9 protein-coding genes are annotated in these 12,153 nt (G+C 66.7%); 1 reads left to right on the top strand and 8 read right to left on the bottom strand.

Features of this window, described 5'->3' with window-relative positions; all coding sequences use genetic code 11:
- On the top strand, window positions 1–285 hold a 285-nt coding region (locus tag HNP46_RS34325), incomplete at its 5' end, for a transposase (protein ID WP_184598362.1).
- 47 nt (window positions 286–332) lie between these two features.
- Here HNP46_RS34325 and HNP46_RS34320 read toward each other — a convergent pair.
- From HNP46_RS34320 to accC, 8 genes are all read right to left on the bottom strand, one after another.
- Complete coding sequence (locus HNP46_RS34320) at window positions 333–3,089, bottom strand: hybrid sensor histidine kinase/response regulator (RefSeq protein WP_221455217.1); 2,757 nt, start codon at window positions 3,087–3,089, stop codon at window positions 333–335.
- A gap of 164 nt (window positions 3,090–3,253) precedes the next feature.
- Window positions 3,254–4,543: a phosphoribosylamine--glycine ligase gene (gene purD, locus HNP46_RS34315; protein ID WP_184598356.1), complete on the bottom strand. Its 1,290-nt coding sequence runs from the start codon at window positions 4,541–4,543 to the stop codon at window positions 3,254–3,256.
- 235 nt (window positions 4,544–4,778) lie between these two features.
- Entirely contained in the window at window positions 4,779–6,386 is a 1,608-nt protein-coding gene (gene purH, locus HNP46_RS34310) for a bifunctional phosphoribosylaminoimidazolecarboxamide formyltransferase/IMP cyclohydrolase (RefSeq protein ID WP_184598354.1), read from the bottom strand.
- A 90-nt stretch (window positions 6,387–6,476) separates the two neighbouring features.
- On the bottom strand, window positions 6,477–6,797 hold the full coding sequence (gene fis / locus HNP46_RS34305) for a DNA-binding transcriptional regulator Fis (protein ID WP_024766365.1): 321 nt from the start codon (window positions 6,795–6,797) through the stop codon (window positions 6,477–6,479).
- Window positions 6,794–7,801, bottom strand: coding sequence for a tRNA dihydrouridine synthase DusB (gene dusB / locus HNP46_RS34300; RefSeq protein ID WP_184598351.1), 1,008 nt, complete (start codon window positions 7,799–7,801; stop codon window positions 6,794–6,796). The genes fis and dusB overlap by 4 nt, the downstream gene beginning before the upstream one ends.
- Before the next feature lie 221 nt (window positions 7,802–8,022).
- Entirely contained in the window at window positions 8,023–9,687 is a 1,665-nt protein-coding gene (locus tag HNP46_RS34295) for a DUF3426 domain-containing protein (protein ID WP_184598348.1), read from the bottom strand.
- A gap of 61 nt (window positions 9,688–9,748) precedes the next feature.
- Window positions 9,749–10,627: a 50S ribosomal protein L11 methyltransferase gene (prmA, locus tag HNP46_RS34290; protein WP_184598345.1), complete on the bottom strand. Its 879-nt coding sequence runs from the start codon at window positions 10,625–10,627 to the stop codon at window positions 9,749–9,751.
- A gap of 166 nt (window positions 10,628–10,793) precedes the next feature.
- Window positions 10,794–12,143, bottom strand: coding sequence for an acetyl-CoA carboxylase biotin carboxylase subunit (accC, locus tag HNP46_RS34285; RefSeq protein WP_184598342.1), 1,350 nt, complete (start codon window positions 12,141–12,143; stop codon window positions 10,794–10,796).
- Window positions 12,144–12,153: the final 10 nt, after the last annotated feature.

Raw genomic sequence — 12,153 nt, 5'->3', positions numbered from 1 at the left:
GTCGCATTCCTGGGCTTGGACGTCAGGCTCAAGGAATCCGGGCGCTATAGCGGCCGGCGAAAACTGACCAAACAAGGCGACCCGGAAATCCGCCGCCTGCTCTACAACGCCGCCATGGCTGCCTCGCGAACCCTACGTTGGCGAGAGCTTTACCAGGGATACCTGGCGCGCGGCCTGAAGAGAACCCAGGCGCTGGTGATCCTGGCGCGCAAACTGGCTCGCATTGCCTTTGCCCTGATGACGACTGAGCAGGTGTATCGGCCTGCGGCCGATACGCGGGGGTAGACATAGAATCTCCTACGCCAAGGTTGATGCCGCGCGCAAGCTCGAGATCAGGAGGGAAGGGCGTCGCTCTGCTGGCGCAGGCGGCGGTCGCGCTCGCCGACCCAGTAGGCCACCAGCTCGCGCAGCTGCGACAGCTCCACCGGCTTGGCCATGTGGCCGTCCATGCCGACCAGCCGCGCGCGCTCCTTGTGTTCACTGAGGATGTGCGCAGTGAGCGCTACCACCGGGGTGTGCGGGCGGTGTTCGCTGGCTTCCCAGGCGCGCAGGCGTTCGGTAGCGGAGAAGCCGTCGAGCACCGGCATCTCGCAGTCCATCAGCACCAGGTCGTACTGGGTGGCCTTCATCGCGGCCAGGGCCTCCTCGCCGTTGCTGGCGGTGTCCGGCTGCAGGTTGAGCTTGCTCAGCATGCCGCGGATGACCTTGGTGGAGATGCTGTTGTCTTCGGCGACGAGGATGCGGAAGTCGCTGGGCGGCACGTTCGACACCGGCTCGCTGGCCGGTGCGATGTAGTTGCTGACGCCGCTGGGGCCGCGCTGTGACAGCTCCTCGGCAAGCGTCGCCTTGAGCGTGTAGCCGGCCACCGGCTTGGCCAGGATGCGCTTGATGCCGGCGTTGCGCGCGATGATCTTGCTCGGCGCGTTGCTGATGCCGGTGAGCATGATCAGCAGGATGTCGTGGTTGAGGTTGGGGTCTTCCTGGATCTTGGTGGCCAGCTGCATGCCGGTCATGCCGGGCATGTCCTGGTCGAGCAGGACCACATCGAAGTACTCGCGCAGGTGCGCCTTGGTGCGCAGCTGGGCCAGCGCTTCCTTGCCCGAGGACACCGCGCTGACGTTCATGCCCCAGGCGCTGCACTGCTGCACCACTACCTTGCGGCAGGTCTGATTGTCGTCCACCACCAGCAGACGCGCGCCCTGCAGCGGGCCGTCGAGGTCGGCGCCGGCCTGGTCGATCTGCTGCGGGTCCAGCGGCAGGCTCAGCCACAGCAGATTGCCTGAGTCGCCACTGCTGTCACCACTCTCAATACCAAAATCGCCGGACATCAGGCGGATCAGCTGGCGCGCGATGATCAGGCCGAGGCGGCTGCTCATGCGGGTGGCCGAGAGGAAGTCGCGGCTGTGCAGTTCGGCGGTGAGCAGGGCCTGGCGGTCGGCGCTGTCCAGCGGGCGGCCGCTGTCCTGCACGGCGATACGCAGGCGCGGCTGGGTCGGCGGGCCGTCGAGAGCGACGACGAGGAGGATCTCGCCTTCGTCGGTCTGCTTGAAGGCGTTGTCCAGCAGGCTCAGCACCGCCTGGCGCAGGCGCGTCGGGTCGCCGCTGATGATCCGCGGCACCTGCGGCTGGGTGAAGCTGATCAGCTCGACCTTCTGCTGCTCGGCCTTGGCGCGGAAGATCGCCAGGCAGTCCTCGATCAGCGCGCCGAGGTCGAACTGCACCTCGTCCAGCTCGATCTGCCCGGACTCCAGCTTGGAGATGTCGAGGATCTCGTTGATCAGCGAAAGCAGCTCGTTGCCGGCGCTGTGGATGGTCTGCACGTAGTCGCGCTGCTTGGCCGAGAGCGGCGTGCCGAGCAGCAGCTCGGTCATCCCCAGCACGCCGTTCATGGGCGTGCGGATCTCGTGGCTGATCTTGGCCAGGAAGTCGCCCTTGGCCTTCAACTCGGCGACATTGGCGGCGCGCTGGCGGCTGGCGGCGAAGTGGTCGTTCTGGATCTTCCGCTGGCGCTCGGCCAGGGCCAGGCTGAGCAGGAAGCCGACGACCGCGGAGAGCCCGAGCAGGCCACTGCCCAGCCACTCCGCACGGGTCGCCACGTAGCCCAGCAGCGAGGGCAGGCACAGGCACCAGACCAGCACGAAGCTGCCCATGCCGATGGCGAACAGGCGCGCCGGCCGGTAGGCGTGGACCCAGTAGTAGACCGCGATGCCGAGCATGCCCAGGGTCACCAGGGTGATCAGGCCGTAGACCAGGGCGCTGATCGACAAGCCCAGCAGCAGGTTGAGCGCCACGCTCAGCACCAGCAGCGCGGCGGTGCCGCCCAGCAGCAGGCGCTTGAGCGGCAGGTGCGGGCTAAGGCCGGAGAAGAAGCTGGCGGTGTAGCCCAGCGCGCAGAACAGTGTCACCACCAGGCAGAGCAGGGCGGTCAGCGGCTGCAGCGACTGGCTGCTGCCGTACCAGGGGCTGAGCAGGCCGAACAGGGTGAGGCAGGCCAGCAGCAGACTGGCGTGCACGCCGGCCAGCCACAGGCCGCTGGCGACGCGGGTATAGGCGAAGCGCACGAGGTTGTAGGCCAGCAGCATGGCCAGGCAGCCGATCAGCACGCCGAAGTGCAGCGGCCGCTGGTCGCTGCTCGGCTGGCCGGCGGCCTCGATGCTGATGTTCGGCCGCAGCGGCTGGGCCGAGGCGAGACGCAGGTAGAGGTCCAGCGGCTCGGCGCTGGCGCGCAGCGGCATGACCAGGTCGCTGCTCAGCAGCGGGCGCTGCACCGGCGAGAGGTTGCCGGCGCTTTTCTGTTCCAGGACCTTCTGGCCGTCGACGATGAACATCTCGAAGCTGTCCAGGCTCGGCGCGAACAGGCGCAGTTGCTGGGGCTCGTCGTTGGCGGGCAGGCGGTAGTGCAGCCAGGTCGCGCCGGGGCCGGCGGGGGCGTGCAGGTCGCTGATGTCGAGGGCGCTGAAGAGGGTGCGGTAACGCGGGGAGATCACATCCTGCAGCTGCAGGCGGGCGTCGTTGTCGTGGAGCTGGGACCAGCCGGGAGCCTGGCTTGCCGCATAGGTCGGGAGACAGACCAGAGCGGCCAGCAGCAAGCTGACGAGGAGTCCTGTGGCAGTCCAGAGCCGACGCACGGCGAAGTCCCTTCGGTAGTGAGTGGGCCGATTATAGCCAAGTGTGCTGAAGGCCGTAATCCACCCGGGCACGCCGGGATCGGGAGGTCGAAGGCGTCCGACGGGGGACGCCTCCGCCCGTCGGATCAGCCCTCGCCGCGTTCGCGGGCGATGGCGCGATAACCGATGTCCTTGCGGTAGAAGCTGCCGTTCCAGCGAATCTTCTCGGCCAGGCGGTACGCCTGTTGCTGGGCCGAGGAGACGGTCGGGCCGATGGCGGTGGCGCAGAGCACGCGGCCGCCGGCGGTGACGATCTGGCCGTCCTTGAGCGCGGTGCCGGCGTGGAACACCTTGCCGTCGAGCTGGGCGGCGGCGTCCAGGCCCTCGATGACGTCACCCTTGGCGTAGTCGCCCGGGTAGCCGCCCGCGGCGATCACCACGCCGACGGTGGGACGCGGGTCCCAGGTGGCTTCGACCTTGTCCAGCGCCTTGGCCAGGGCGGCCTCCACCAGCAGCACCAGGGAGCTTTCCAGGCGCACCATGATCGGCTGGGTTTCCGGGTCGCCGAAGCGGCAGTTGAACTCGATGACCTTGGGCTTGCCGCTCTTGTCGATCATCAGGCCGGCATACAGGAAGCCGGTGTAGACGTTGCCTTCCTCGGCCATGCCGCGCACGGTCGGGTAGATCACTTCGTCCATCACGCGCTGGTGCACGTCCGGGGTGACCACCGGAGCGGGGGAGTAGGCACCCATGCCGCCGGTGTTCGGACCGGTGTCGGCGTCGCCGACGCGCTTGTGGTCCTGGCTGGTGGCCATGGGCAGCACGTTCTGGCCGTCGACCATGACGATGAAGCTGGCTTCCTCGCCGTCGAGGAATTCTTCGATCACCACGCGCGAACCGGCGTCACCGAAGGCGTTGCCGGCGAGCATGTCGCGCACGGCTTCCTCGGCTTCGGCCAGGGTCATGGCGACGATCACGCCCTTGCCCGCGGCCAGGCCGTCGGCCTTGATCACGATGGGCGCGCCTTTCTCTTTCAGGTAGGCCAGCGCCGGCTCGACTTCGGTGAAGTTCTGATAGTCGGCAGTGGGGATCTGGTGGCGTGCCAGGAAGTCCTTGGTGAAGGCCTTGGAGCCTTCCAGCTGGGCGGCGCCGGCGGTGGGGCCGAAGATGTCCAGGCCGCGGGCGCGGAACAGGTCGACCACGCCTTTGACCAGCGGCGCTTCCGGGCCGACGATGGTCAGCTGCACGTTCTTCGCGGCGAAGTCGGCCAGCTCTTCCAGGGCCAGCACGTCGATGGCGACGTTCTCGCACTTGGCTTCGGTGGCGGTGCCGGCGTTGCCCGGCGCGACGAAGACCTTCTGCACGCGCGAATCCTGCGCGACCTTCCAGGCCAGCGCGTGCTCGCGACCGCCGCTGCCGATGATGAGTACGTTCATTGGAGTTCTCCTGAACAGTTCCGGACCTGCCGGATTCCCGGGTATCGCTTCGCTCCACCCAGGCTACGAAATCTCATGACCAGTCCGCTCTTGGCAAACCGATCTCAAGGGGCGCAATCGGGCCTGCAGATGCAAGGCGCCCGGCCCTTCACCCAGCGGAGTTGCCTACTGGCAATGAGCATGGGGGAAGGGCCGGGCAACGCCGCAGATGCGGGTCCGAGTGCGTCCTTACCGCTTAGTGGCGGAAGTGGCGCATGCCGGTGAACACCATGGCGATGCCGGCTTCGTCGGCAGCGGCGATCACCTCGTTGTCACGCATCGAACCACCCGGCTGGATCACCGCGGTGATACCGGCCTTGGCAGCATTGTCGATGCCATCGCGGAACGGGAAGAAGGCGTCGGAAGCCATGACTGCCCCTTTCACTTCCAGGCCTGCGTGCTCGGCCTTGATGGCGGCGATGCGGGCGGAGTTCACGCGGCTCATCTGGCCGGCTCCGACACCGACGGTCTGGCGCGCCTTGGCGTAGACGATGGCGTTGGACTTGACGAACTTGGCGACTTTCCAGGCGAAGATCAGGTCATGGATTTCCTGCTCGCTGGGCGCGCGTTGGGTGACGATCTTCAGGTCGTCGGCGGTGATCATGCCGATGTCGCGGCTCTGTACCAGCAGGCCGCCGTTGACGCGCTTGAAGTCCCAGCCCGGCGCACGCTCGGCCGGCCACTCGCCGCATTCGAGCAGGCGCACGTTGGCCTTGGCAGCGACCACGGCACGGGCGGCTTCGGAGATTTTCGGGGCGATGATGACTTCGACGAACTGGCGCTCGACGATGGCCTGGGCGGTGTCGCCGTCCAGCTCGCGGTTGAAGGCGATGATGCCGCCGAAGGCCGATTCGGTGTCGGTGGCGTAGGCCAGGTCATAGGCCTTGCGGATGCCGCCTTCGTTTTCCGGAACCACGGCCACGCCGCACGGGTTGGCGTGCTTGACGATGACGCAGGCCGGCTTGACGAAGCTCTTCACGCATTCCAGCGCGGCGTCGGTATCGGCCACGTTGTTGAACGACAGTTCCTTGCCCTGCAGCTGGATGGCGGTGGAGACGCTGGCCTCGCCCTTCTTCGCCTCGACGTAGAAGGCCGCGCTCTGGTGCGGGTTCTCGCCGTAGCGCATTTCCTGCGCCTTGATGAACTGGCTGTTGAAGGTGCGCGGGAAGGCGCCACGGTCTTCGGTGGACAGGGTGTCGCGCGCCTGGTCGATGGTGCCCAGGTAGTTGGCGATCATGCCGTCGTAGGCGGAGGTGTGCTCGAACGCCTTGAGGGCCAGGTCGAAGCGCTGGGCGTAGGTCAGGCCGCCGGCTTTCAGGCCAGCCACGATACCGGCGTAGTCACCGGCGTTGACCACGATGGCGACGTCCTTGTGGTTCTTCGCCGCGCTGCGGACCATGGTCGGGCCGCCGATGTCGATGTTCTCGATGGCGGTCGGCAGGTCGCAGTCGGCCTTGGCCACGGTCGCCTCGAACGGGTACAGGTTGACCGCCACCAGGTCGATCGGCTTGATGCCGTGCTGCTCCATCACCGCGCCGTCGAGGTCACGACGGCCGAGGATGCCACCGTGGATCTTCGGGTGCAGGGTCTTCACGCGGCCGTCCATCATCTCCGGGAAGCCGGTGTAGTCGGCCACTTCCACGGCGGCGATGGCGTTGTCCTTGAGCAGCTTGTAGGTGCCGCCGGTGGAGAGAATCTCCACGCCGAGGGCAGCCAGCTCACGGGCGAAATCGACGACGCCGGTCTTGTCGGAAACGCTGATCAGCGCACGGCGGACGGGCAGGCGGGTGGTTTGGTCGGTCATAACGAGTTCCTAGAGGCTACAGGCTGCAAGCTGCAGGCTTCAGGCCCTAGCGGCTTGCCTGCCGCCTGCGGCCTGTGGCCTGCCGCCGCGTCAGAGAAGATCGTACTGCTTGAGTTTCTTGCGCAGGGTTCCGCGGTTCAGCCCCAGCAGTTCGGAGGCTTTGGTCTGGTTACCCTTCACATGGTTCATGACGGTTTCCAGCAGCGGCGCTTCGACTTCGCAAAGCACCATGTTGTACACGTCCGTGACCGGCTGCCCTTCGAGATGGGCGAAATAGTTATGCAGTGCCTTTTCCACGCTGTCGCGAAGGGTCTGGCCCTCCTGCGTCGGAGTGGTCAGGTGCTGTTTCAGGTTGGCGTTGTCGCTCACGGGTGTCATTCCACTCACTAATGTCTCGGTCATCGTTGTCATGCGGCCACCCCTTCTCCGTTATTGTGGCGCTCGGCGAAGAACTGCCTGACGCTGGCGCTCTGTGCATCCGTGTCCTGCAAACGATTGAACTGGGAACGGAACTCCGCCGCTCCCGGTAGGGTTGCGAGGTACCAGCCCACATGCTTGCGGGCAATTCGCACACCCATTTCCTCCCCATAAAACGCATGCAATGCAGCCAGGTGTTCGAGCAGGATGCTCTGCACCTCCTGCAGACTCGGCGCCGGCAGAAGTTCACCGGTGCTCAGGTAATGATCGATCTCGCGGAAGATCCAGGGATTGCCCTGGGCGGCGCGCCCGATCAGCAGGGCGTCCACGCCCGTCTGCTCGAATACCTGCCGCGCCTTCTGCGCAGAGTCGATATCACCATTGGCGAAGACCGGAATCGAAACCGCCTGCTTGATCGCCGCGATGGTTTCGTACTCCGCCTCGCCGGTGTAGAGGTCGGCACGGGTCCTGCCGTGTACCGCCAGCGCCTGGATGCCCGACTGCTCGGCGATCCGCGCCACCGTCACACCGTTCTTGTTCGACCGGTCCCAACCGGTGCGAATCTTCAGGGTGACGGGAACCTCTACCGCCGCGACCACCGCCTCGAGGATGTCGGCCACCAGCCGTTCATCCTTCATCAGCGCCGAACCCGCGGCCTTGTTGCAAACCTTCTTCGCCGGACAGCCCATGTTGATGTCGATGATCTGGGCACCCAACTCCACATTGCAGCGTGCGGCTTCCGCGAGCATCTGCGGGTCGCCGCCGGCGATCTGCACCGAACGCGGCTGGTCCTCGTGGTCGTGCTGCAGGCGCAGGCGCGACTTGCGGCTGTTCCACAGGCGGACATCACTGGTGACCATTTCCGAGACCACCATGCCGGCACCGAGACGGCGGCACAGTTGACGGAACGGACGATCGGTGACGCCGGCCATCGGGGCCAGGATCAGTCTGTTGGGCAGTGTGTAGGAGCCGATGCGTACCACCGACTGGTTTTCCATGGTTAATGGGGCGGGAACACCGAGGCGCCGCGTGTTACGAGACTCGCGGATGCAGATCGGTCCAGCCACCGGTGCCAGCAAAAAAGGGAGGGCATGATACCCGCTCTCGATGACCGGATAAAGGCGATTTTGGATAAATTCTGAACAGCGCGGGGCTTAGCACTGCCGGTAGGAAGACGAGCGGAAGTGGCGCCCTCAGGCGCTTTGAGCTACCCGCCGGGTTATTCCGGCGAGTGGAAGCTCAGGCTGTAGTTCACCGCCTTCGGCCCCGGATCGAGGATATCCAGGGAGATGTGGATCGGCGTCTGCGGCGGCATCTCGCTCTGCCCGGCCAGCTCGCCGGAGAGGTACTCGCTGGGCTTGAAGCGGCGACTGGCGATCAGCTGGCCGTTGAGGTCGGCGAAGCGCATCTCCAGCAGCGGGAAAGGCTGGGAGAAATTGGCGCGGTTGTAGATGATCGCGTCCACCACCAGGGCGCCGCTGAAGTCCGGGTGGCTGCGTACCACCAGGTTGCTGCTGCGGATCTGCTCCACGTCGACCTTGGAGGGCAGGGTGCAACCCAGCTCCGGGCAGGCCTGGGCGAACCAGGGGCGGTACTGGTCCTGGCGGGCCAGTTCGTCGAAGTGGTAGACGATGTATTGCGCAGCGAGGCCGGCTAGGGCGAGCAGCACCAGCAGCAGCCAGAACAGGCGGCGGCCCCAGCGGCGCTGGGGTTTCTGCCAATCCAGCTGCAGCGGTTCGTCGTTCAGGTCGTGCAGGTCGCCGCCCTGCAGGCCGGGCTCGGCCCGGCGGCGGTCGCCGCGCTGGTCGGCCAGCGGCGGCTCTACGTCCTCATCGTCGTCCTCGTGGACGTCGCGCGGGTGTTCGTCACGAGCCGAGCGAAGATCATCGCGGTACGGCGGCTCATCGTCGTCGCGGCGGGCGCCGAAGGCCGGCAGGTCCTCGTCGTCTTTCGAGGCGCTGAACGGTGCCGGGTCGATCCGCGGTTCGTCGTCCGCTTCGTCCTCGTGGGGCTCTTGCGCGGGTTCGCGGTCGGCCACCAGGCGCGCAGTCGGCGCGGGCTCGTCGGCTGCTTCGGCCGCCAGGCGGCCCAGGCTGGGTTCGTGACGGGAAACGCGGCTGGCGCCGCTCTGTTCCTGCTCCAGGAGCACTTCGGCCCAGCGTTCATCGTGCGGATCGCGTTTCTCGTCCTGGCGGCTGAGCAGGGCTTCGCTGGGCTTGGGCGCGCGATCGATGCTGAGGAACTCCTGGGACAGCTCGAATTCATCGAGCTTGGCCAGTTCCTCGTCGAGATTCAGGCTGTCGAGGTCGAGGTCGTCGTGGATCCACAGGGTGTCGTCATTGCGCGCGGCAAGGCTGTCCTTCACCGGCGGGGCCTCGGCCTTTGCCGGTTCGCTGACCACCGTGGCCGCTGGCGCGAGCACTTCGGTCGCGGCGACGGGCGGCGCGCTGTCGTTGCGCGGCTTCAGCCAGGCTTCGACCTTGGGGGCGCTGGCGGCCACGGGCTCCGCTACATCGCTGGAGTGCCGGGCCGCGTGGGGCGCCAGTGGCCAGCCGAGGGTGGCGGTGGCGGGCGCGGCCGGCGCGGTCGGTTTTTCCGGGGTGAAGGTGGCGAAGGTGGGCGTGGGAGCCGGCTCGGTGGCGACGGGCTTTGGCGCTACCGGCACGACGCTCGGGGCGGGATCGCGCTGCTCCGCCGCCGGCGTGGCTATGGGGGCCGAAGAAGGGAGCGCTGGCGTCGCTTCGCCCACCATGTTCTGCGGTGCGCTGAACACCTTCAGGCAGGTCCCGCAGCGCACCGCGCCGCTGGCCGCACCCAGTTGCGCCGCGTTGACGCGGAAACGGGTCTGGCAATGGGGGCACTGGGTGATGAAGCTGTCGCTCATGCGGCGGTCCGGCGGAAAAAATCTGGCGGTTAGTCTAACTCAAGCCCCGTACGGCGGGCACTCAGCGGCGGCGGCCGCTGATGCGGATCCAGCCATCGCGCTCGGCGGTCGGGTCGAGGTCGAAGGCGTCTGCATAGGCAGCGCGCACTTCCTCGGCCTGCTCGGCAAGGATGCCCGAGAGGGCCAGCAGGCCGCCGGGCTTCACCAGGCCGGTGAGCTGTTCTGCCAATGTGACCAGCGGACCGGCCAGAATGTTCGCCACCAGCACGTCCGCAGGTGCCTTGGGCAGATCAGCGGGCAGGTAGACGGGGAATCTTGCCGGGTCGATGCCGTTGCGCGAAGCGTTGTCGCGCGAGGCCTCCAGGGCCTGCGGGTCGATGTCGGTGCCCACCGCCTGCTCGGCGCCCAGCAGCAGCGCGGCGATGGCGAGGATGCCCGAGCCGCAGCCGAAATCCAGTACCTGCTGGCCGGCCAGCTCCTGGCCGTCGAGCCATTCCAGGCACAGTGCAGTGGTCGGGTGGGTGCCGGTGCCGAAGGCCAGGCCCGGATCGAGCAGCAGGTTCACCGCTTCCGGTTCCGGGGCGTCGTGCCAGCTGGGGACGATCCACAGGCGGCGGCCGAAGCGCATCGGCTTGAAGTTGTCCATCCAGCTGCGTTCCCAGTCCTGGTCCTCGATGCGCTCGATCTGATGCTCCGGCAGCTGGCCACCGGTGAGCAGCGACAGGTGGGCGATCAGCGCGGTCTCGTCGGTATCGGCCTCGAACAGCGCGAGCAGGTGGGTGTGGCTCCACAGCGGGGTGGTGCCCAGGTCCGGCTCGAAGATCGGCTGGTCTTCGGCGTCCATGAAGGTCACCGAGACGGCGCCCACTTCCAGCAGTGCATCCTCGTAGGTTTCCGCCTGATCCGGGGTGATGGCGAGTCGGACTTGGAGCCAGGGCATGGGGCGGGACCTCGATGGTGCTGGGAAGACGACGGGCCGCTTGGACGGCCCGCAAATAAAGGCGGCAAGCTTACTGCACGGCACCTTGCCATGCCAGCGTGCAGGGGCCGCAAAGCACAAGGGCCGCCCGGAGGCAGCCCTTGTGGCGGAGCGAGGCGCGGCAAGCTTAGTGCTTGTCCATGCCCAGCTTCTTCTCCAGGTAGTGGATGTTCACGCCACCCTTGCAGAACTCCTTATCGCGGACCAGCTCCTTGTGCAGCTCGGTGTTGGTCTTGATGCCATCGACGATCAGCTCGTCCAGCGCGTTGCGCATGCGCGCCATGGCTTCATCGCGGTCCTTGCCGTAGGTGATGACCTTGCCCACCAGCGAGTCGTAGTTCGGCGGTACGGCGTAGCCGCTGTACAGGTGCGAATCCACACGCACGCCGTTGCCGCCCGGTGCGTGGAAGTGCTTCACCTTGCCGGGGCTGGGCATGAAGGTCTTCGGGTCTTCGGCGTTGATCCGGCATTCCAGCGCATGGCCACGGATGACCACGTCTTCCTGCTTGATCGACAGCTTGTTGCCCGAGGCGATGCTGAGCATCTCCTTGACGATATCGATGCCGGTGACCATCTCCGACACCGGATGCTCCACCTGTACGCGGGTGTTCATCTCGATGAAGTAGAAACGGCCGTTCTCGTAGAGGAACTCGAAGGTGCCGGCGCCACGGTAGCCGATTTCCACGCAGGCCTGGACGCAGCGGGCCAGCACTTCGGCGCGGGCCTTCTCGTCGATGCCCGGGGCTGGGGCTTCTTCCAGTACCTTCTGGTGACGACGCTGCAGGGAGCAGTCGCGGTCGCCCAGGTGGATGGCGTTGCCCTGGCCGTCGGAGAGCACCTGGACTTCCACGTGACGCGGGTTGGTCAGGAACTTCTCCAGGTAGACCATCGAGTTGCCGAAGGCCGCGCCCGCTTCGGTGCGGGTCAGCTTGGCGGACTTGATCAGGTCTTCCTCGTGGTGCACCACGCGCATGCCGCGACCACCACCGCCACCGGCGGCCTTGATGATCACCGGGTAACCCACCTCGCGGGCAATCGCCAGCGCGGTTTCCTCGTCCTCGGGCAGCGGGCCGTCGGAGCCCGGTACGGTCGGTACGCCGGACTTCTTCATGGCGTCCTTGGCGGACACCTTGTCACCCATCAGGCGGATGACGTCGGCGCTGGGGCCGATGAAGGTGAAGCCCGAGCGCTCGACCTGCTCGGCGAAGTCGGCGTTCTCGGCGAGGAAGCCGTAGCCGGGGTGGATGCCCACGGCGCCGGTGACCTCGGCGGCGGCGATGATCGCCGGGATGTGCAGGTAGGACTGCGCAGCCGGGGCCGGACCGATGCAGACCGCTTCGTCGGCCAGCGACAGGTGCATCAGCTCGCGGTCGGCGGTCGAGTGCACGGCCACCGTCTTGATGCCCAGCTCCTTGCACGCACGCAGGATGCGCAGCGCGATTTCGCCGCGGTTGGCGATCAGTACTTTTTCCAACATCGCAGGTTCC

The organism is Pseudomonas nitroreducens, assembly GCF_014204515.1.
Lineage (GTDB): Bacteria > Pseudomonadota > Gammaproteobacteria > Pseudomonadales > Pseudomonadaceae > Pseudomonas > Pseudomonas nitritireducens_A.
This window is presented reverse-complemented; position numbering and strand designations above follow the sequence as displayed.